Source organism: Comamonas sediminis (assembly GCF_041107495.1).
Taxonomy (GTDB): Bacteria; Pseudomonadota; Gammaproteobacteria; order Burkholderiales; family Burkholderiaceae_C; genus Comamonas; species Comamonas sediminis.
This window is the reverse complement of record NZ_JBGBDC010000011.1, coordinates 66,459-87,636: the sequence shown is the minus strand read 5'-3', so window position 1 is coordinate 87,636 and position 21,178 is coordinate 66,459. Positions and strand designations below refer to the sequence as shown.

The 21,178-nt window shown below is 64.5% G+C and carries 20 protein-coding genes; 7 read left to right on the top strand and 13 right to left on the bottom strand.

Annotation, left to right across the window (positions count from 1 at the left end; genetic code table 11):
- Positions 1-9 precede the first annotated feature (9 nt).
- Together AB7A72_RS21920 and AB7A72_RS21915 are read left to right on the top strand one after the other, a co-directional pair.
- Positions 10-387 (top strand): nuclear transport factor 2 family protein, encoded by a 378-nt coding sequence (locus AB7A72_RS21920; protein WP_369461160.1) that lies wholly within the window; start codon positions 10-12, stop codon positions 385-387.
- Between the two features lie 129 nt (positions 388-516).
- Positions 517-1,143 carry a LysE family translocator gene (locus tag AB7A72_RS21915; RefSeq protein WP_369461159.1) on the top strand — a complete coding sequence of 209 codons (627 nt, stop codon included), beginning with the start codon at positions 517-519 and terminating at the stop codon, positions 1,141-1,143.
- A gap of 49 nt (positions 1,144-1,192) precedes the next feature.
- On the opposite strand, the gene AB7A72_RS21910 is transcribed toward AB7A72_RS21915, so the two are convergent.
- A complete protein-coding gene (locus AB7A72_RS21910) occupies positions 1,193-2,101 on the bottom strand; it encodes a LysR family transcriptional regulator (RefSeq protein ID WP_369461209.1) in 909 nt (302 codons plus the stop codon).
- A gap of 128 nt (positions 2,102-2,229) precedes the next feature.
- Here AB7A72_RS21910 and AB7A72_RS21905 point away from each other — a divergent pair, with 128 nt between their 5' ends.
- Complete coding sequence (locus AB7A72_RS21905; protein ID WP_312409307.1) at positions 2,230-3,411, top strand: M20 aminoacylase family protein; 1,182 nt, start codon at positions 2,230-2,232, stop codon at positions 3,409-3,411.
- A gap of 20 nt (positions 3,412-3,431) precedes the next feature.
- Entirely contained in the window at positions 3,432-4,439 is a 1,008-nt protein-coding gene (locus AB7A72_RS21900) for a Bug family tripartite tricarboxylate transporter substrate binding protein (protein ID WP_369461158.1), read from the top strand.
- Between the two features lie 1,048 nt (positions 4,440-5,487).
- Here AB7A72_RS21900 and AB7A72_RS21895 read toward each other — a convergent pair.
- Together AB7A72_RS21895 and AB7A72_RS21890 are read right to left on the bottom strand one after the other, a co-directional pair.
- A complete protein-coding gene (locus tag AB7A72_RS21895) occupies positions 5,488-7,134 on the bottom strand; it encodes an IPTL-CTERM sorting domain-containing protein (RefSeq protein WP_369461157.1) in 1,647 nt (548 codons plus the stop codon).
- Between the two features lie 394 nt (positions 7,135-7,528).
- Positions 7,529-8,392, bottom strand: coding sequence for a transglutaminase-like domain-containing protein (locus AB7A72_RS21890; protein ID WP_312530206.1), 864 nt, complete (start codon positions 8,390-8,392; stop codon positions 7,529-7,531).
- A gap of 328 nt (positions 8,393-8,720) precedes the next feature.
- On the opposite strand from AB7A72_RS21890, the gene AB7A72_RS21885 reads away from it, so the two are divergent.
- Entirely contained in the window at positions 8,721-9,215 is a 495-nt protein-coding gene (locus tag AB7A72_RS21885; RefSeq protein ID WP_239812314.1) for a hypothetical protein, read from the top strand.
- A 203-nt stretch (positions 9,216-9,418) separates the two neighbouring features.
- Here the strand turns inward: AB7A72_RS21885 and AB7A72_RS21880 are convergent, their stop codons facing one another.
- From AB7A72_RS21880 to AB7A72_RS21870, 3 genes are all read right to left on the bottom strand, one after another.
- Positions 9,419-10,648, bottom strand: a complete 1,230-nt coding sequence (locus tag AB7A72_RS21880; RefSeq protein ID WP_369461156.1) for an MFS transporter — start codon at positions 10,646-10,648, stop codon at positions 9,419-9,421.
- Entirely contained in the window at positions 10,632-11,174 is a 543-nt protein-coding gene (locus tag AB7A72_RS21875; RefSeq protein WP_239812316.1) for a Chromate resistance protein ChrB, read from the bottom strand. The genes AB7A72_RS21880 and AB7A72_RS21875 overlap by 17 nt, the downstream gene beginning before the upstream one ends.
- A 161-nt stretch (positions 11,175-11,335) precedes the next feature.
- A complete protein-coding gene (locus tag AB7A72_RS21870; protein ID WP_369461155.1) occupies positions 11,336-11,590 on the bottom strand; it encodes a hypothetical protein in 255 nt (84 codons plus the stop codon).
- Between the two features lie 214 nt (positions 11,591-11,804).
- Between AB7A72_RS21870 and AB7A72_RS21865 the strand changes: the two genes are divergently transcribed.
- Both AB7A72_RS21865 and AB7A72_RS21860 read left to right on the top strand, forming a co-directional pair.
- Entirely contained in the window at positions 11,805-11,969 is a 165-nt protein-coding gene (locus tag AB7A72_RS21865; RefSeq protein ID WP_369461154.1) for a hypothetical protein, read from the top strand.
- A 512-nt stretch (positions 11,970-12,481) separates the two neighbouring features.
- On the top strand, positions 12,482-13,006 hold the full coding sequence (locus AB7A72_RS21860) for a GNAT family N-acetyltransferase (RefSeq protein WP_312835030.1): 525 nt from the start codon (positions 12,482-12,484) through the stop codon (positions 13,004-13,006).
- Between the two features lie 53 nt (positions 13,007-13,059).
- Here the strand turns inward: AB7A72_RS21860 and AB7A72_RS21855 are convergent, their stop codons facing one another.
- From AB7A72_RS21855 to AB7A72_RS21825, 7 genes are all read right to left on the bottom strand, one after another.
- A complete protein-coding gene (locus AB7A72_RS21855) occupies positions 13,060-14,517 on the bottom strand; it encodes a cryptochrome/photolyase family protein (protein ID WP_369461153.1) in 1,458 nt (485 codons plus the stop codon).
- A 159-nt stretch (positions 14,518-14,676) separates the two neighbouring features.
- Positions 14,677-15,462, bottom strand: a complete 786-nt coding sequence (locus tag AB7A72_RS21850) for an SDR family oxidoreductase (protein WP_369461152.1) — start codon at positions 15,460-15,462, stop codon at positions 14,677-14,679.
- A 1-nt stretch (position 15,463) separates the two neighbouring features.
- Positions 15,464-16,501, bottom strand: coding sequence for an ABC transporter substrate-binding protein (locus AB7A72_RS21845; protein ID WP_369461151.1), 1,038 nt, complete (start codon positions 16,499-16,501; stop codon positions 15,464-15,466).
- 39 nt (positions 16,502-16,540) lie between these two features.
- The gene (locus AB7A72_RS21840; protein WP_369461150.1) at positions 16,541-17,314 is read right to left on the bottom strand and encodes an ABC transporter permease; all 774 of its coding nucleotides are present in this window, start codon (positions 17,312-17,314) and stop codon (positions 16,541-16,543) included.
- Complete coding sequence (locus AB7A72_RS21835; protein WP_369461149.1) at positions 17,311-18,057, bottom strand: ABC transporter ATP-binding protein; 747 nt, start codon at positions 18,055-18,057, stop codon at positions 17,311-17,313. The genes AB7A72_RS21840 and AB7A72_RS21835 overlap by 4 nt, the downstream gene beginning before the upstream one ends.
- A gap of 10 nt (positions 18,058-18,067) precedes the next feature.
- On the bottom strand, positions 18,068-19,573 hold the full coding sequence (locus AB7A72_RS21830; RefSeq protein WP_369461148.1) for an acyl-CoA reductase: 1,506 nt from the start codon (positions 19,571-19,573) through the stop codon (positions 18,068-18,070).
- Entirely contained in the window at positions 19,570-20,652 is a 1,083-nt protein-coding gene (locus AB7A72_RS21825) for a LuxE/PaaK family acyltransferase (RefSeq protein ID WP_369461147.1), read from the bottom strand. The genes AB7A72_RS21830 and AB7A72_RS21825 overlap by 4 nt, the downstream gene beginning before the upstream one ends.
- Positions 20,653-21,178 lie beyond the last annotated feature (526 nt).

The window sequence follows — 21,178 nt, the reverse complement described above, 5'->3', positions numbered from 1 at the left end:
CACCCCAGCATGGACCCCACCCTGACGCAGCAGCTTTCCCAACTGGAAGCCCAGCTCCACCTTGCTGATATCCGCCACCAGCCCGAGCGCGTGTTGCAACTGCTGCACCCGGCCTTTGAGGAGACGGGCCGATCCGGCCAGCGCTACACGCGAGAAACGGTGGTGGAAGCGCTGCGCGCCGAATCGGCCGCTGACGCGATCGTGGCGGACGGCTATGCCGCCACCGCGCTGGCGCCCGGCGTGGCGCTGCTGACCTACCGCAGCGCCCTGCGCGATGTGCAAGGCGCTCGCAGCAAGCACACCTTGCGCTCGTCGATCTGGTTGCTGACGGATGGCCGTTGGCAGCTGCGCTACCACCAGGGCACGCCGGCACTCGATAGCTGGTAGCGGATGGCGGGTCCGGTCCGCTGAGACGCGTGACCGACAGCGGCCAGCTGCGATCCGCCTTACCATGCACCGTGGCCGTGCCAGCTAGTCAGCGCCATCGCCTCGGATCCCCCGCCCACAGGAGCCCCCATGCCCATCGAACTCTGGTTAACCTTTGTCGCCGCATCCGCCGTGCTGCTCATCATCCCGGGGCCAACGATTCTCACGGTGATCAGCTATTCCTTGGCGCAAGGGCGCCGCGCCAATGTGCCGCTGGTTGCGGCGGTGGCGCTGGGTGATTCGACGGCGCTGGTGGTGTCGCTGCTGGGGCTGGGTGCGCTGCTGGCGGCTTCGGCCTTCTGGTTCACCGTCGTCAAATGGGCAGGCGGCCTATACCTCATCTACCTCGGCATCAAGATGCTGCGCGCAGGCATCTCGCCGTCCAAGCTGGCTGCCGCACCCGTCTCCAGCGCGCGCTGGAAGCTGTTTGCCAATACCTACCTGGTCACCGCACTCAACCCCAAGGGCATCGTCTTTTTTGTGGCCTTCCTGCCGCAGTTCATCAGCGCAGGCGCGCCCGCCCACCAGCAGCTCTGGATTCTGGCCCTCACCTTTGTCGCGATGGCCACCCTGAATGCCACGCTGTATGCCGTCTTTGCGTCGTCTGCGCGCAAGCTCCTGTCCTCGCCAACAGCTTTGCGCCGGTTCCATATTGCCGGTGGCAGTTTGCTGTCGGCAGCAGGGGTGTGGGCACTGCTGGCCCGGCGGCCGGGGTAAGCGAAGGCGCCAGGTTGGGGACAGGACGCAGCACCAAGACCCAGGCCCCTTAAGCCGCTGAAAACACCCCCACCATATGCCGCAGCAGTTGCGACGCCACCGGCGACAGCGGCCGGCCGCTGCGGGTGACCACATGCAGCTGGCTGTGGTTGAGCACCGGGCTGGCCAGCGGCAGCGACACCAAGGTGTCCAGCGCCACACCCTGCAGCGGGATGGAGCGCGGCGTCATGATGTAGCCCAGGCCCATCACCGCAAAATCCCACAGCACCTTGAAGGAGTTGGTGGTCAGCATGGGTTGCAGCCGGACGTTCTCCTCCAGCTCGGCGGCCTGGATGTGCTTGCGCACGCCAAAGGATTCCTCGAGCGCCGCCCCCGGGTAAGGCGCCAGATCGGCCAGGCTCAACGGCCCGCTGTGGCTGGCCAGCGGATGGCCCTTGCGCACATGCACCCGCACGGGCGCCAGCCGGGCATGGTGGGAGCGCAGGCGCGCATCGGCCGGCGGCTGGAACACGATGCCGATATGTGCCCGGTCCTCCAGAATGCACTGCACGGCCTCTTCGGTGCCGGCGACCTTGACGTGGTAGCGCACATCGCCATGGGCTTTGACAAAATCCTGCAGCACCGGCGCCATCACCATGTCCAGGGTGCCCTCGCCCAGCACCAGGTCCAGATGGCCTGATTGCGCGTTCTTGAGGCTGTTGACCTCGGCAACAAAGGTGTCGTGCAGGTCCTGCTGGCGGCGGGCAAACAGGGCCAGCATGCGGCCGGCATCGGTCACCACCACGCCCCGGCCACGGCGCTCGAGCAGCACCAGGCCGGTGTCCTGCTCCAGCCGGGCCACCGTGCGGCTGACCATCGACGGGTCCACCGCCAGCACATCAGCGGCGCCGCGCACCGAGCCGGTTTCCATGATCTGCAGCAGGCACAGCGCCCGCTTGCGGTCCAGCACATCGTCCATACCCAGGTTCAACATTGCTCGCCTCCACCCATTGTTGCGATTCTTGCAACGTTTGATTGCTTGCGTTGTCATGGACGCGACGGATAGCGCTTTCGATAATGGTTTGACTTTTTTTTGACGGCCCCACCATGAACGCACCTCTCAACCCTGCCTTGCTATCTGCCGTACAGGCCCTTGCGCCTGAGTTTGTCGGCATCCGCCACCAGATCCATGCTTTCCCGGAGCTGGCTTTTGAAGAGCTGCGCACCAGCGATCTGGTGGCCGAGCGCCTGCAGTCCTGGGGCTATGAAGTGCACCGGGGCCTGGGCAGCACCGGCGTCGTGGGCCGCCTCAAAAAAGGCCAGGGCAGCCGCAGCATCGGCATTCGCGCCGACATGGATGCGCTGCCGATCCAGGAGAAAACCGGCCTGCCCTATGCCAGCACCCTGAGCGGCAAGATGCACGCCTGCGGCCACGATGGCCACACCGCCATCCTGCTGTGCGCGGCGCGCTACCTGGCCGAATCGGTGGACTACAACGGCACCTTGAACCTGATTTTTCAGCCAGCCGAAGAGAACGAAGGCGGCGCCTTGCGCATGGTCGATGACGGCCTGTTCGAGCAGTTTCCCTGCGATGAAATCTATGCGCTGCACAACACACCGGGCCTGCCGGTGGGCCAGATCGGCATGATCACCGGGCCCGCGATGGCCTCGTTCGACCGTGCCACCGTCACCTTGACCGGCCGCTCCGCCCATGGCGCCATGCCCCACCATGGCATCGATGTGATGCAGGCCGCCGCCAGCATCGTGCTGGGCCTGCAGTCGCTGGTCAGCCGCGAGGTCGATGCGCTCAAGTCGGCCGTCATCACCGTCGGCTCCATCCAGGCCGGTGCCACCTACAACATCGTGCCCGAGAGCGCGACGATCAAGATCGGTATCCGCGCGCTCAACCCCGAGGTGCGCAACCAGATCGAAACCCGGCTGCGCGACTTTGTCGGCGCCCAGGCCCAGAGCTACCAGCTCCAGGCCGATCTGCTGTACGAGCGCAAGTACCCGGTGCTGGTCAACCATGCCGCGCAAACCGAGCGTGCCCGCGAAGTGGCCGCCAAACTGCTGGGCGCCGACAACGTGGTGACCCGGGGCCCGGTGATGGGCAGCGAAGACTTTGCCTACATGCTGGAGCACCGCCCCGGGGCCTATGTGCGGCTGGGCAATGGCCTGGGGCAGGACGGCGGCTGCATGGTGCACAACCCGCTGTATGACTTCAACGACAAGGCCCTGCCCATCGGCGCGGCATTCTGGGCCAGCCTGGCACAGAGCTATCTGCAATAAACCCACCGAGCGAGAGCACCATGACCGCCACCCATCGCCGCCAGTTTCTCCAATACGCCAGCCTGCTGACGGGCGCCCCCTGGCTTGCCACGCCACAGGCCTGGGCCGCCGATGCCTACCCGACGAAGCCGCTGTCGCTGGTCGTGCCCTACCCCGCTGGCGGCGCCAGCGATACCGCCGCCCGCATCTTTGGTGAATCGATTGGCAAAAGCCTCAAGCAGCAGGTCGTCGTCGAGAACTACGGCGGCGGCACGGGCCTGATCGGTGCCAACAAGGTGCTGAGCGCGCAGGCCGATGGCTATACCTTCTTCCATGGCTCGATCAACGAGGTGTTTCTGGCGCCGATGCTCAACCCCTCGGCCCGCTATACGCCCAAGGATTTCAGCCTGGTCGCGCCGATCAGCGAAGCGCATATCGTGCTGCTGGCCCGCAACGGCCTGCAGGCCGATTCGCTGGACAAGGTGATTGCACTGGCCAAGCAAAGCAGCGCCAAGCCACTCACCTATGCCACCGTCGGCATAGATTCCATCTACCACCTGATGGGCGAGGCGCTGGCCGCACGCGTGGGTGCAAGCTTGCTGCATGTGCCCTATAAGGGCGGTGCCCCGGCGCTGCAGGGCGTAGCCGGTGGCGAGGTGGACCTGGCCATCCTGCCCTACCAGACCAGCTTTGATGCGATGCAGGCGCAGGGCCGGCTCAAGATCGTGACCAGCTTTTCCAAAGAGCTGCCCGCCCCGCTGGCCCCTGTTCCACTGATCAGCCAAAGCCAGCTGGTGCCAGACTTTGCATACACGATCAGCGGTGGCTACTTTGTCAAGCAAGGCTGCCCCGCCGAGCGGGTCAGCATCCTGCGCAACGCCATTGGTGCCGCGCTGCTCAGCCCGGACATCCGCGCCCGGCTGGAGGCCGAAGGCCGCACGGTCGCGCAGCCCATCGACAGCCAAGCCGCTGCGAACCAGGTCTTCGACCAGTATCTGCAGCGCGTGGCCGAGCTCATGCGCACGGTAGGCCGCAAACCGGTCGCCTGAACATCCTCTGCAGCATCCAGGCCCGTTGGGTTCGGCGCGGATTGGGATGAGACGCCGTATTGCCGGGATGGATCACCCGGCGGATCGCCCAAGACCACCTTCAGGCCAGCGCAGGGAGTTGTGCGGAGGCCTAAAAGCACAAAACCGGCCCAGCGCCCCGTCTTGACCGCCAGCCCTGGTACACAGGTCTGGCCTTATCCCAAGCCTCGCGCTTGTCATGGCCGAATCCCCAAGCACTATCGCTTACCCTGAATCACTTACACGCCCGGCCGTGTGCCCGTGAGCACCGTCAAAATTAGTACATAATATTGCACTGCCAACAATCAGTTGCGCAGTGTGCGTGCTAGCAATCTCCACACCCAGTAACTATTGACACAAATAGCAGGGCTGCCTTCTTGATGTGCACAGCGGCAATGGGTGCATTAAACAAGGTACCTCACGGGATATTGAAATACTCGCGTTATGTATATGTTGATAGCATTTTGCATAATGCCATGGGATTTCTTCTAGAAATCCATAAGCTTTCGAAAAGCTGACATTTGTTGAATTTATGACAAAAAAGCTGTCATAGTTTCGGCATATGATCTCGATTCCTCTGGAGGGAGGTAGAAGTACAAGAAAAGGAAAACAACCTTGGAGCCCGCACCATGCGGGCTCTTTTTTTGTCAATTGCTGACTATTGCGCATCGCGTTTAACAGGCAAATACCGGTGGCCGCCCTAGAATTTGAGCATCGGTTTCGCCGAGTTCATGCGTACCCTCCCTCCCTCTCTTGACTTGCATGAACACCCTGATTTTCAGGATCGGCTTTCTTCTTGAATGCAAAGCCGCCCCCACAGGGGCGGCATTTTTTTGGTTGAGCGCAGACGCTGCGTAAATCACAAAGCTCTGCGCCCTATCAAGCAAGCAGTCGTCCCTGGAGACGCGACTCGTAACTGCTGGCAGCACTCAGCGCAGGGACTGAACACCGAGGCTTGGGGCATGGGAACCAGCCCACAACGCCCTGCCACCGTGCAACCCAGGCCCGCACCGCAGCTATCACTCACCCATCAGCGCTGACCATGCTTGCGGCGCACCACCACCAAGCCCAGCGCTACCAGCAGACCGCTCAGCAGCCATTGGCCCCACTGCGACAGCGATGGCACAGGGATGGCGGCGCCAGGTTCTGGGACGGGTTCAGGCTCAGGAACCGGTTGCGGCGTTGGCTCAGGTACAGGTGTCGGAACAGGGTCTGGCGTTGGCGCGGCGATGGTCACATCGGTAGCCGCCGTGCTGCTGCCACCAGTGCCCTGGACCGGGAAAACGCTCTCCTGCATAGCGGTACCGCTGACCTGGCAGACAACAGTCTGACCTTCAGGAATCGTAGCGGGAGACGTCCAGGCGGCGCCGTTGCTCGAACATGCGGCGATCTGCACACCCGCAGGCAGGCCGGTAACGGTGCAGACGGCATTGGCCATCGCTGCTGTGCCGCTGTTTGTGCATTGGAAGCTGCCGCTGTAGGCATCACCCTGCTTGCCGGAAGCAGGCAGGCCAGCCAGGTCGATGCGCACATCGGCAGCGGTGGTGAACAGCAACGTGGACGTGTTGTTCGCCGTCACCGTCTCGCCGTTCACGACAGGGTTGACAAACGCCGTGCCCGTGGCCGGCGCAGCACCGGTGGCACGTACCACATCGATGCTGTAGCTGATCTGCCCTGTCAATGCGGCCAGTGGCGGGACCGTGCATGCAAACCCATTTTGCGGCGCCGCCAGGCTGGTGCAGCCGTTTGGCAATGGCTGGGCGGTGTAGCCCACGGGTAGCGTCACGGTGGCCATCGCCTGCGCGGTGCTGGCGGTGTTGCCCAAGTTCTTTACTTGCAAGGTATAGGTTTGGGGCGTGGCGGCCAGCGCAGCAGGGCCGGTGAAGCTGACAGCCAGATCCACATCGGGCACCGCCTGATTGCAAGCACCATCTTCATCCAATGCCGCCTTGGCGAACGCACTGATGATCTCGTTGGAGCGGGCCTGGGTGGTGTCGCTATCGGTACCAAAAGGCGAGGCATCTGCAGTCAGGAAGGTGCAGCTCCCCCCGTTCATCGCCGATTTCGGCACAAAGAAACCATAGGCGGAGGTACGCGCTGCAACCACCGGAACGGCAGTGCCTTGCGGCAGGTACAGCGCGTTAGGGGTCGGCACATTGCTGATGGTCAGATACGCCGCGCCCTGCAAGGGGTTCAGGCTGCTGAAGCTGCCCTGGTACGGAGAGGCAGTATTGAGGGGTGCCGCGACCTTGCCGCCCACCTGTGTCGCAGGGAGGCTGATACCCCATTGGGTGGCATCGTTGAGAATTTTCACGATCGGCGTCAGATTGCCACTGACCGCGCAGCAGCCATCGGAGAAGATGACAAACGCGGTTTCGGGGCGTGTTGTCATCGCCGTTTTCAGCACTTCAATCTGGTTGACGTTCAGCGGCTCAAATACCGTCGTTACCACTACCAGCTTCTTGCCGTCAAAGATAGTGGGATTCAACGGGGCCTCCTGTGACAGCCAACCCCGGCCATCTACCCAACCTTCGCCAGCCTTGCCGAAGCGGTTGGTCAAACCTCCAGCGGTAAAGGTCAGGATGTTGAAGTTATCCGGAGTGGCTTTATCCGGTGTGAGGTAGAGCACCTCTTGAGCCAATGCGATGCCCGGTAACGCCGCAATCAGTGCGAACATGGCTACTGCAACAGCGCGTTTGGCAGCAGCCCATCGCTTAAACAACTCTTCAAACAAGTTCATGGATTTCCAAAGGGTAAGATTTGCGCAAGAATTGTCACAGAATTAACAATTCGTTTACCCTTGGATACCTAAAATGTGTCTCCCATGTAGATGGGAGTTGTTTAATTCATACAAATGGGTGACCAGACTCGCGCCATCCGAAGCAAAAAAGCTTGTGAGCGCGTAGAACCTGGACGCCCAGTGTTGAAATTCGCCCCCTTTTTGATGCTGACTGGCGCTAAGGCCCTACTGCGTGAAGTAGCCGCTGTCAATGAGCGTCGGCTTACATGCCAACAAGCGTGGGCCCTCAGTGGGCTTGAGCACCCACTGAGTGGCGCGTGTCTGCAAGGCATCACACCTGCGCAGTCGACAGCCCCTGGCTGGTATGCACCGGCATCTGCCATTGCGCGCCGTCCTGCTCGGCTACCACCTCGATGCGCGGCGGCTCGCTGGTGACGCCGCCGAAGATCGTTGCAAACGCAGCGTCGGCTGCGTCGCGCCCGGTGGCCAGCCGCATCATGCCCATCGGGATGGCCGTGCCCGAGGGGTCAAACAGGTACCAACGGCCACCCAGGTAGACCTCGACATAGGCATGAAAGTCCGGAGGCCCCAGCTTCGGATCGGCGCCATAGTCGGTACCGGTCACAAAACGGGCTGGCAGGTTGATGGCACGGCACAGCGCGATCATCAGGTGCGCAAAATCGCGGCAGACGCCCACACAATCGACCAGGGTGTCCATCGCCGAGGTCGTGCCACATGAGCTGTTGGAGCGGAACTTCACATGCCGCTGCACCCAGTCACACACGGCTTGGGCGCGCGCATAGCCGGGAGCCAGATTTCCGAACAGGTCGTAGGCAAAGCCTGCAAGGCGGTCAGACTGGCAGTAGCGGCTGGGGTAGATGTAGTGCAACACCTCCAGCGGCAACTGGTAGACAGGAACCTCGGCAATCTGCGCAGGGTCATCGCTGTAGTGGCGCATCTCCACCGTTGCTTCGTAGTTGACTTGAAGCGGACCGGTCTGGGCCTGCAGCCGCATGCTGCGCTGGCCGGCTGCGTCCTGCTGCAGCGCCCAGGTGGCACCGCTTTGGTTGACGGTCAGCCGTTCATGCGCCACGGTCTGGTGCGCGGTGAAGGCGGGATGAAAGTTGAAGAAGAAGTCGGCGCTCGGAGTCAGTACCGTGTAGGCAAGCTCCAAAGAGAACTGCAATCGGATCATGGCATCGGTTTCTGGGTCATCGTTGAGGAAGATTTGTGGCAGTGCGTGCATGCCGGTGCGCATGCAAAGTGCACGCCGCTGCGCCAGCTCCAGTGTGCGCAGCGCCGCCATTTCCGTCTGTCAGGCAAACGCCCTGCGCTGCTGTGGTCCCAGGCGACAGCCTGCAAGGCAGCGTTGACAGGGCTGCGCAGGTCCGTCGTACTGGTGCTGCTGCGCTTGTCCTACGGTGTGCGCCCGGGCTGCGCTGCACTATGGAGTGGCGAGGACGGATACCAGCCCCGATGCGGGATCCGCCCAATCAATCGGTATACCCACTCAGGAGCACGACATGACCCATCCCCAGGACCCCAACAACAACCTGAACCCCGATCCGATCACCGATGAGCCAGGTGCGCATCCGATTGGCACGGGCATCGGTGCCGCTGGTGGCGCCGTTACCGGCGCAGCAGCCGGCTCGGTCGCCGGGCCAATTGGCACCGCCGTCGGCGGTGTGGTCGGCGCCGTGATTGGCGGCTTGGCGGGCAAGGGTGCTGCAGAAGCGGTGAACCCTACGGCAGAAGACGCCTACTGGGCCGATGCCTACCAGCGCGAGCCCTATTTTGCGCAGGGCTATACCTACGATGACTATGCCCCCGCCTACCGGGCGGGCTACCAATCGGTGCGCGACGGCATTGTCGATTGGAACGATGCACGCAGCGATTGGGAACGCCGTTGGGAAGCCGAGCGCGCTGAGAGCCGCCTGGGTTGGACCCAGGCAGAGCCTGCCGTGAAGGCAGCGTGGGAGCGTGCCAACCGGTCTTACAAGCAGACCAACCAGGGCTGAAGCGCTACGCGCTGATGCATACGCCGCGTCAGGCATGCCTGGCGCGGCGTTGCTGCGTGGAAAATCAGACCATCACAGGAGCCAGCAGACCAAAGCTGTCTGCGGTGGTCATGAGGGCCACGCATGTTTAGGTACAGAAGCCGACGTGCAACCTGGTTCTACCAGCTAGGCCTGCGCCCTGTGCGCACTGGCTTCATACCTCATCACGCCCCAGCGCGCCGGCGTTGCAGCAGCAAGCCCAGCGCTGCCAGCAGTGCAAAACCTGCACCACAGACAAAGGTGCCCCGGTAGCCGAGGGTATCCCAGAGCACGCCGGCAATCACGCTGGCCAGCAGCAGCGCCACACCGGTGAGCAAATGGAAAATGCCAAAGGCGGTGCCCCGCAGTTCAGCGGGCGCGCTGTCGGCCACCATCGCGTTGAGCAAGCCCTGGCTGAACCCCATATGCAGGCCCCATAGCGCCACGCCCAGCCCCAGACCTAACAGTCCCGGTACAAAAGCCAGCACCAGATCGGCAGCCATCAACAGCCCCAGGCCCGCGAGCAGCACATCCTGCCGGGGGCGGCGGTCCGACAACACCCCCGCTGGATACGCGGACAGCGCATAGGCGATGCCCATCACGACGAGCACCGCAGGCGCCCACATCGGCGGCAGACCGGCCGACTGTGCACGCAAGATCAGAAACGCCTCGCTGAAGCGTGCCAGCGTGAACACCAGACCCAGTCCCACCACCACCCAATAGGCGCTGGGCAGGCGCAGCAGTTCGCGCTTGCACAGTGGCCACTGGCGGGGTCTGGGGGCGACCGGCGCGGCAGGCTCCTTCACAAAAAATACCAGCACGGCCACCGCCGCAAATGCGGGTAACACCGCCAGCCAGAACACCTGCTGGTAGTTGTCAGCCGTCCACCACATCAGGCCAATGGCCAGCAAGGGACCGGTGAAGGCGCCGATGGTGTCCAGGGTCTGGCGCAGACCGTATGCGGTGCCACGCAGATGCGGCGGCGTCACATCGGCCACCAGCGCATCGCGTGGCGCGCCGCGTATGCCTTTGCCCACGCGATCCACAAAACGCGCGCCCACCAGCCATTCCAGGCCGCCGGCCAGCGGAAACACCGGCTTGGTCAGCGCGCCCAGGCCATAGCCCAGCACGGCCAGCAGCTTGCGCTTGCCAAAGCGGTCACTGATGGCGCCGGAGAACACCTTGACGATCGAGGCCGTCGCCTCGGCGATGCCTTCAATCAGCCCCACCGCCAGCACCGAGGTGCCCAGCACGGCCACCATGTAGATGGGCAGCAGCGCGTGGACCATTTCCGACGAGATATCCATCAGCATCGAGACAAAGCCCAGCGCCCAGACGCTGCGCGGCACCGCTCGCGCCCCGCGCGGCAATGCGCTGCCGTCTGCGGGCTTGGGGGTTTCAACGGTTTTCGTCATGCGCGTCATACACCCGTTGGGCGTAGGCCTCCAGCAAGGCTTCACAGTGCTGCAGCCGCTCGGCCGCTGTCACGGCCAACGGTGCATCGTAGAAATCCAGCTTGCGGATCTTCTCGTACCAGGCCTGCAGTTTTTTCAGATCGGTCTCTTCTTCGTCCAGCTCGGCATAGGTGAACTTCTCGATCGCGATTTCCTTGGCGATCTCGGCCTCGAAATCCTGGCAACGGCCCAGCAGCTCGCGGTACTGGTCATCCCGGTCGGCCTTGAAGCGGGTGATGACCTTGTCCTCCTGCAAGCGGTCCAGCGCCACCGTTTCCAGCAGCACACAGTCCCCATCCATGGCCGCGATGTCATTCTCCAGCACCTTGAGCCGGCGCACATGGTCGTCGGTCTTGGGCAACAGACATACGCCGTTTTGCAGGTATACCGCGCCGAGCGCCTTGAGGCGCCGCCATAGCGCCATCCGCTTGGCGGTGGGTTCGGCCGGGACTTTATAAGTCAGCAGCAACCATTTGATGGAATCCATTGCGCATTGAAATTTGTGACGACCGTTTCATTGTATGTTTATCAACAGGTACTCTCCACGATGCCTGATGAAGATGTAGGGCCGTTGCGGTACAGGGTAGCTGCGAAGGCAATAAAAAAGCCCCGCATGTGGTGCGGGGCTGGCAGGGCACGGGAGGTCAGTCAGGTATCGGATTCCTGCGCCAGATGGCCGGGCCCGACCGAGAGGCAGTCTTCTTCGAATGCGGCGACCGCGTCATCGAGCGCCTGCGTGATCCGGGCTGCCGCCTCGTCGCTGGCTGCCAGCGCACTGTCTACGTTGAAGATGGCCGCAGCATCGGTGATGCCCGCCAGATACGCCATCCTGAACAGCTTGCTCTGGTCAGGTGTGACGACGGTGATCTGCAGTTCCGACAAAGACTTTGCACGGGATCTCATAGAGCCTCCTCTTCGGGCGCATCGCCATGACAATCAGGTCTGTGCCTCCGGCCATCCATCCGGCCGTTTGCAGTCATCCTGAAACTAGTGGAAACATAACATAGCTAGGGCCGCTTGTTTCACCTGGCGCGGCTGGGGACAGTCACTCGCGGCAACCGCCGACATTTTTTGCGCTGCGGGCCACGCAACATCAAGGCCATCGACGGAGACAACCATGCCATCCCCCACTACCCCACCGATGCTGACGATGCCCACGCGCCCCCTGATCGCACTGGGAGGCGCCAAACCCAAACGCTATGTGCCTGCAGCATCCACCGACGTCAGCAAGACCTTCGATAAATACCGCAGGCTGATCGCGTTGCAGAACGCCAGGAAGTAGCGCGGATCGCCCGAGGCCGCGTTCAGACCACGGCAGGGAGTTTTGCAGAGGGTCCCTAGGGAGCAACCAGCACGACAGTGACTAACGGATGGTTGCTGAAGACCAGCGCCACGCCGCTGATCACATCAGCCTAAGTACGCCCCCTGGCCATGGCCAGCGTCGAGCGCCCGCCAAAACCAGCCCCGGGGTCCTCGCCCAACTGAATCGGGCTCTGCAAGAAGCGCTCAACGATGCCGATGCCCGGCGGGCGCCTGTCCACGCTAGGCGTGCGCAGCAAGGACGAGCTGGACCGCTATGGCGCGATGTTCAGCGCGATTGGTTTGAAGATTGATTGATTTTTGAGGGGTCTTGCACGGAGCCAGTCGTGATGACCCCATGCAAATGCTGAGCGGCGCGCAGGATGCGGCTCGGCAGCTCCGCATTCTGGGTCCACAGCGCTTCAGGACAGAACTACAATGCCAGGCCGTCCGACCTCTCCCCCAGAGAGCACGGTGTGCATCTGGAGCCCCTGTATGTTGATCCGCCCTGCCCGCCTCAGAGACGCTGCAGATTTGCCAGCCATTGAAAAGTCTGCCGCACAGCTGTATGGCAGTGCGGCTGACCTGGCCTGGCTGGCAGATGGCCCCCTGATCGCGCAGGCTGAGCATGAAAGCCGCATCCTCCAGCAATCGGTATGGGTGGCCGAGGCCGATAACGGCATTCTGACCGGCTTCATCAGCACCGAGATCTTCGGCACCGAGCTTCACCTCTGGGAGCTATCCGTCCACGCGGACTGGCAGCGCAGAGGCATTGCCACCCTGCTCATCGACAGTGCTTACCGGCATGCGATCACGCAGGGTTTGAGCGCGCTGACGTTGACGACCTTCTCAGACCTCGCGTGGTGTGCGCCTGCCTATGCCAAACGGGGCTTTGAGCAGCTGCCGCAGCCGGGGCCACGCCTGCAAGACACCCTGGACGCGGAGGCCTTGCATGGGCTGCCGCCGGAGCGGCGCATCGCGATGCGGCTTCCGGTAGCCAGGGTCACTGCGCCGCGCTGATCAAGAGACGGCGCGGCCCTGCGCGTTAGCGCAGTTGCAGCCAGGCTGCTCCGTCAATCCGGATTCTTCATGAAGTGAAACCGCATCAAGGTCCGCTCGCGTGCCCGGCCGTGGTCCACCACCGGTTGCGGGTAGTCGCGCCCCAGTTGCAGACCGCAGGCCTGCTGCTCCAGCGGCTTCATCGCCGCAGGGAAGTGGATGTACCGGTCCGGCACCTTGGCCAGCTCGGGCAGGTAGCGGCGGATGAACTTGCCGTCCGGGTCGAAGCGCTCCGACTGGGTGATGGGGTTGAAGATGCGGAACCAGGGCTGGGCATCGCAGCCGGTCGAGGCCGCCCACTGCCAGCCGCCGTTGTTCGATGACAGGTCATAGTCATTGAGGTGCTGGGCAAAAAAGCGCTCGCCCGCGCGCCAGTCAATGCCCAGGTCCTTGGTCAGAAAGCTGGCCACCACCATGCGCAGGCGGTTGTGCATGTAGCCGGTCTGCAGCAGCTGGCGCATCGCGGCGTCCACCAGCGGGTAGCCGGTGCGCGCCTCGCACCAGGCCTGCCACAGCTCGGGCGCATCGTCCCACTGCACCTTGTCGTAGATGGGGCGGAACGACTGGGTCACCACCTGCGGATGGTGCCAGAGAATCATCGCGTAGAAGTCGCGCCAGGCCAGCTCCGACAGCCAGGTCTGTGCGCCCTCGCAGCCGGTGCGCGCCTGCGCCACGGCCAGCGCGGCCAATTGGCGGATCGACACGGTGCCAAAGCGCAGATGCACCGACAGGTACGACACGCCCTTGACCGCCGGAAAATCCCGCGCCTCCTGGTAGGCCGCCATGCGCGGCAAAAAATCCTGCAGCAGCTGCTGCGCGCCCCGGCTGCCGGTAGGTATCTTGAGCGATGCCAGATTGCTGGGCGCAAAACCCAGATCGGCGAGCGACGGTATCGCTTCGCCCTGGGGCAATGCCGCCAGATGCCCGGCATAGCGCGCCACCGGGTAGGCCTGGCACTGGAAGGCATCGAGCTTTTGCAGCCAGGCGCGCTTGTAGGGGGTGAACACGCTGTAGGGATGGCCCTGCTGGGTCAGCACCTCATCGCGGTCCAGCAGCACCTGGTCCTTGTAATCGCTGAACGCAATGCCGGCGGCCTGCAGATCACCGGCCACGCGCGCATCGCGGGCGATGGCCTCGGGTTCGTAGTCGCGGTTGGTCAGCACCTCTTGCACGGCCAGTGCCTGTGCCAGCTGCACCACCTCTTGCGCAGCCGAGCCATGCCGCACCAGCAAGCCCGCGCCGGGCGTACCGCTGCCCGCTGCCAGCTGGCGCAGGTCCTCATCCAGCGCCTGCACGCTGGCATGGATGAAGTCCACCCGCCTGTCCTCACGCGTCGGCATCAGGTCCAGGATGTCGGTGTCAAAGACGAAGACGCAATACACCTGCTCGAAGCGGCGCAAGGCATGGTAGAGAGCGGCATGGTCGTCGCAGCGCAAATCGCGGCGCATCCATACCAGGGCGCGGCTGGCCATGGTGATCGGTTTCCTTGTCTAGCGGTTTTTTGGGGTGTCGGAGCCTGGGAGCAGATTGCAGGCCATCATCCAGCAACACGGGTGCGACATTGTGCCTCGCCGCCATGGCGTGGCATGCCAGAGAAAGTCGCGTTCCACCAGGGTGACCCGGTTGCGCCATCAGCGCATCACCAAGCCCCCATCCACCAGCAACACCTGCCCCGTCATGAACCGGCTCAGGTCCGATGCCAGGAACAGCACCGGCCCGGCCACATCCTCGGGGCTGGCCAGGCGGCGCAGCGGCGTGGCGGCCATCAGCGATTCGCGGAAGGATTCGCGGGTTTGCGCGCTGCCCTGGGTGGGGTAGACGAGGCCCGGGGCGACACAATTGACGCGTATCCCAAAGGGCCCCAGCTCGCTGGCGAGGTTGCGGCTGAAGCCCACCAGCGAGGCCTTGGCCGTGCTGTAGTCATGGTAAGCGACAACAGGGTGCTCCACCAGATTGCTGGTGATATTGACGATGCTGCCCCGGGCGCGCTGGCGCATTTGCGGCAGCACCGCGCGGCAGACATGGAAGGCGCCGCCCACGGCGGCATCGAACTGCGCCTGGTAGTCGCTCCAGGCCAGGGCATCGAGCGGCCGGCGGCGCTCCGGGTCAAAGGCATAGGGGCGCAAGGCATTGTTCACGACGACATCGATGGGCCCGGCCTCCTGCGCAATGGCCTGGGCCATCGCGTCCACCGCGGCCGGGTTGCCCACATCGGCCTGCACGGCCCAGGCGTCGCCGCCGGCGGCCTGGCAGGCGGCCACGGTCTGGGCCGCTGCAGCCTCATTGGCCAGGTAGTTCACCGCCACGGTGGCGCCTTCGCGCGCAAAGGCCTGGGCAATGGCCGCGCCAATGCCCCGGCTGGCACCTGTTACCAGCACGACCTTGCCGCGCAGGTTCAACGCACTGCTGTCCAGCATCTCAGGCCCCCGGCAGCCAACGGCTGTCCACCACATCGGCCACCTGGATGGGCTGTTGCACCATACCCAGCGCGTGGTAGGCATCGGCACCCTTTTGCAGCGCGTTCAGGTCAAAGCTGCCCAGCGGCGCGGCCTTGCCTTGCACCCGCAGAGTGGGCTGGGCCGATGCATTGCGCAGCCCGATCACATCGAGGTTGATGTCGCGCTGGGTGCCATCGATCGCGCGTTTGGTGGCCAGGGTGGCGGCCTCTTCGGGGTTGGCGATCATCCAGGCCGCGCTGTCGCGGTAGCCGCGCAAGAAAGCCTGCAGCAACGCCGGCTGCTGCTCCAGCGTCTGCCGGCGCACCACAAACATGTCGCTCGACATGTTGAGGTAGTCGCGCACGGGCATCACATGCACCTCGCCCATGCCCTTGCGCAGGCCCACGGCCAGGCCGGTGTCGGTGGCGGCCGTCGCATCGACCTGGCCTTGCATCAGCGGCGCAAAGTTCAAAAGGCCGGTGACCACAATGCGCACGTCCGATTCCTTGAGCCCCGCCTGGTGCAGCATCACCAGCAGGTTCTGGCGCGTGCCGCTGGCCAGGCTGTAAACGCCAATGGTCTTGCCCTTCAAATCCGCCGGTGTACGGATGCCGCTGGAGCGCAGCGACACGACATTGAACACGTTTTGCGGGTAGATGTCGTAGATGGCGACCAGCTTCTCGCCCTTGTCCAGCGCCATGAAGAACGAGCCCGGATCGGTAAAGGCCACATCGCCCTGTCCGCTCAGGATATTGCGGATCGCGTCACCACCACCCGCACCCGGCAGGTAGGTCAGGTCCACCCCCTGGGCCTTGAAGAAGCCCTTGTCCGGTTCGGCCAGGATGTTGGTGATTTCGCTGATCGGCTTGCTCCAGCCGGCCAGGCGGATCTTGCCGCTGACCCGGGTTGCAGCGCCCGCTGTGATGCCTGTGCCCGCCAGGCCCAGGCCCAAGAGGCCAGCAGAGGCGCCCAGCCAGCGGCGGCGCGAGAGGGAGGAGGTCAGAAAAGGTGCAGACATAAGCGGTCCATCCAGAAGCAATCGGGCAAAAATCAAAAATCAACGGCCTGGGCCAGCGACCGCATGGCCACGCAGCAATCTGCGCTCCAGCAGCAGGCAGGCCTGGTACAGCAGCAGGCCCAGTGCTGCGATCAGCAGCAGTGCGGCAAACATCAACGTGGTGTCCATCATTCCCTGGGCGGCAATCACCACCGCGCCCAGCCCTTGGCTGGCGCCCATGAACTCTGCGACTACCGCACCCACGAGCGCCAGCACCACAGCCACACGCAGGCCCGCCAGAATGGCCGGCAAGCCCGTCGGCAGCTTGAGCCGCAATAACGTCTGCAGCCGGCTGGCCCCCAGCATGCGAAACAGCTGCAGGCGCTGCACATCGACCTGGCGCAGGCCCGTCAAGGTGTTCTCCATCAGCGGGAAAAAGCAGACCAGCGCCGTGATCAGCACCGTCGGCAGCATGCCAAAACCAAACCACAGCACAAACAGCGGCGCCAGCGCCAGCTTGGGCACCACCTGGCTGACCACCACATAGGGCCGGAGCACGCGCTCCAGCAACACCGACTCGGCCAAGGCCATGCCGGCCAGCAAGCCAAAAGACGCGCCCGCCGCCAGGCCCAGCAGCACCGCCTGCACGGTGGCGGCCATGTGCGGCCAGAAGTAGCCCGACGCGAGCCCCGTCCACAAGGCCTGCAGCACCGCCGACGGCACCGGCAGCACCAGCGCCGAGATACCTCCCAGGCGCCCTGCGCCCTCCCATACTGCCAGCAGCAGCACCAGCAGCGCAGCGGCCCACAGCCGGGCTTTCAACAGGGGGTTCATGCGCTGGCCCCGTCCATCGCCGCGCGCACCTGGGCCGCATAGGCGTTGAAGGCCGGGCCATGGCGCATGGCCTGGGTGCGCGGCGCCGGCAGATCAATGGCGATATCGGCGACGAGGCGCCCGCCGTGCATCAACGCCACCCGGTCCCCCAGGTACACGGCCTCGTTGATGTCATGCGTGACAAAGAGCACCGTGGTGCCCCGCGCGCGGCAGCTGCGCAGCAGCTCATCCTGCAGCTCGGCGCGGGTGATGGCGTCGAGGGCGGCAAAGGGCTCGTCGAGCAGCAGCAAGGCGGGCTCACGCATCAAGGCCCGCGCCAGCGCCACCCGGCTTTGCTGCCCGCCGGACAGCTGGCCGGGTTGCTGCCGGGCCAGCGCTGCCAGGCCCAGTTGGGCCAGCAGCTGCTCGGCCGCGTGACGGTCCTGCGCCGTGGGCTTGCGCTGCAGCGACAGCGGCAGCAGCACATTGTCCAGCACCGTCAACCAGTCCAGCAACGTGGGCGACTGGAACATTACGCCCAACTGCGGGCCGGGTGCTGCCAGGCTGCCGCCGGCGCGCACAATGCGGCCCGCCTGGGGCTGCAGCAGGCCAGCAACCAGCTGCAGCAAGCTGGTCTTGCCGCAGCCGCTGCGGCCCAGCAGGCAGTGGAAGGCGCCTTGCGCCATCTGCCAGCTCACGCCATCCACAACCGGGGCCTGGCCCGGGTAGGCAAAGCTGAGGCGTTCGATATCAATCCATGCCATTGCGCCGCCCTCAGTCTGCGTAGCGCGCCAGCGGCTGGGCAGCACCCTCGGCAGCGGCGTCAATCTCGGTCATGCGCACCAGGTCGAGCAGGCTGAAGCGCCCATCGTGGTGCCAACCGGCCTCGGGCACGCCCATGGCGCCCAAGGCGCTGATGCGGGTGACGCCGGCAGCGCCCAGAAGGCTGGCGAGGCGGTACAAATCTTCGGGGCCCACAGCCAGGCCTGCGGTCTGCAGGTAGTCGCGCTGGGCTGCTACCAAGGGCACAACGTCGTCCAGGTTGTCCACCCCCACCACGACAATGCTGCGGTACAGCGCGGTGGGCGCCAGTGGCTCCAGGCTGTCGCTATAGGCCACGCTCCAGGGCGCATCGGCGGGGCCAATCAGCTGCGGGGTGGCGCCGTCATCAGCGGGCGCGCGCCATTCCAGCGACTGCTGCCAGCGGGCCAGGCCAGCGCCCTCTTCCAAATCCAGCGGCCGGCGTGCAAAGCGCTGCTGCAGATTGGCGAGCTCGGCCGCCAGGTAATCGGCAAAGGCGCGGGGTGCTACCGTAGCGCCCCGCTCTACATAGAACACATGGGGTGAGTAGCAGCCCTGCTGGTCGTAGCGCATCACATCCCAAGCTGCCAGCCGCGCATGGGCCGGCGCTTTGACGGCATCCAGTGCCGCCTTACCCACCATGCCAAAACCCAGCTTGTGGCCATGGGGCAAAAATCGCGTCGTCACCGGCAACTGCTGGCGCAGCGCGGCCAGGGTCTGGTTGCTGCCATAGGCCATCACGGTATCGGCCTGGGCGTATAGCACTTGCGCACCGTCGGCGCTGTCGCCCGTCTGCGTGCCGCCGGGCCACCAGACCACCGCCAGGCAGCCGGCCAGTGGGGGATGCACCTCCGCCAGCAAGCGCGCAAACCAGCCGGCAAACAGCGGCTCGGCGCTGGCCAGCTTGCCGATGCTGGGCGCTTTGACGAGCAGGCCGCAGACCAGGCTCCACAGCGACAGCGCCGGCACATTGCCGGCCCAGCTGTGCAGCAGCAGGCCCGGGCCATAGGCGCGCACCGCCCCGCCTTTGACGGCGGGCACAAAGCCATCGAGCACAGCAGGGTTGGCAAAATCCTCGCCAGCAAAGCGCCACAGCTGGGGCGCCCGAAAGGTCTTGAACAGGCCGTTGAGCCCCAGACGCACCATTGCCGCGTCATATCCGCAGACCAGCGGCAGGCAGGCATCGATCTGGCGGCGATAGGGGTCGGCCGGGTCCAGCAGGCGGGCCATCGCGCGGTCAATGGCGGCGACGATCTCGGCCAGCGGCATCGGCTGCAGCTGGCGCTGCGCGGCCGCACGCACCCGCGCGGTCAGCGCCTGCATCTGTGCGCCGCTGAGCACCGGCACCTCGACCTCCAGGTGGGCGCCCGCGCGCTCGAACACCAGCACCTGCCAGCGCAGCTGGTTGTCATCCAGGCCGGGCAGGTAGCCGGCCCGTAGGCGCTCGGCCCCGCGTTCAGGCGCTTGCGGCGCCCTCATGCGCGCGCCGCTTGCACAAACTCATCAACGGCCAGCGAGCAGCCCTTGGCGGCAGCCCCTTCGGCCCGGCCCAGCAGCAAAAAGCCGCCCTCGGCCCACTGGCCCACATCCTCGGTCAGGATGGTGCTGACCGCGTTGTAGTTGGCCAGGTCGCAGTGCACCAGAATGCCGCGCTCACCCGGCGCCACACTGCGGCCGCTGACGGGCTCGACCAGGCGTGAGCGAATCCAGTGCGGCCCGGATTTGACCGAGGGCAAGCGGGCATTGCCGTTGTCGTAGAACTGGGTGCTCAGCTCGGTCATGCCATACATGTTGATGCACAGCGCGGGCGGCACGCCCAGCAGCTCGGTCAGGCCGGCATAAAAATCGGCCAACGGCAGATCGCGCGACTGGCCCTTGTAGCCGCCGGTGTCCAAAATGCGGCTGCCCGCCGGCAGCTGAAAGCGGCGGCCCTGGGCGCGCAGCGCATCCATCACATGCACGAGGCTGAAGCTCGCGCCCAGCAGCGCATAGGGCTGGCCGGCGCGCTCGGCCGCTTCCAGCACCGCGCAGAGCCCGTCCATATCCAGGCCCTCCGGCCCCAGAAAATAGCGGCTCTCCGAGGTGCCAAAGCTCGACTTGGCCAGCGCCAGGTAATGCGCCAGCGAGGAGTTGGGCATGGCCACTTCATCGGGGAACAGGATGCCCATCGGCATGCGCGCCGTGCCCTGCATGAAGCGGGTGGCAAAGTGCCGCTGCATCGACAGGTCATACACCTGCAAGCCCGGATGAAAATGCCGGCCCCGTGCGGCGCGGCCGGTGGTGCCGCTGGTCATGAAGACACGCTCGGCCTGCGACGGCGGCTCGCTGCGCAGCTCCAGCGCCTTGAAAGCATCGATGGGCACGGCCGGGATATCGCTCCAGGTCTTGACCGTGCGCGGGCTGGCGCCACGGCGCTGGCAAAAGCTGCGGAACGGCGTATTCGATGCGTATTGGTAGGCAAAAATACGCAGCGCGAGCTGGTCAAACTGGTCATCGGTGCAGCCATCCATTGCGATGAATGCAAGCAGGTCTGCGACCAGCGTATCGGCCTTGTCCATGGAATTCCTTCAAGAGCGGTGACGTCATGCTCCGAAGGCTCCCCCCATGCGCGCAACGCGGCCCATGGCAGGGAACTGGCTCTTCTTCCGCCGGAATGACCCGGTTCAAGTTCTCGGGTGTAGATCTCAGCACTGGCGTGCACCCCGGAGCAGGCGCCATCTTAACCGAGCACCACCGGCACGAGGCCGAGCAGGCTTCAAGCCAGGGTCTGCGCCACGGTCAATCCCACGACCTCCGCCAACCCCAAATCAGGGAAAACACCAGGGCCACCGCGATGGTGCATGCGCGTCCTTCCACCAGTCGCACATGCACCAGGCCAAGGCATTTCCTGCCGATTCCTGCACCATATCCAGGCGGCGCGGTATCCACGTAACCCATTGTGGTGCCTTGCAAATTTTCTGCGGCAGATCAAAGCGCCCATGCTGGAAATCACCTAGTCCGGCACCCTTTTCTTCTGCGATTCAGTCTGTTAACTTATGTCCTGTCGACAGACGACTGTCGCTAGACGACATAAATTCAACGAGG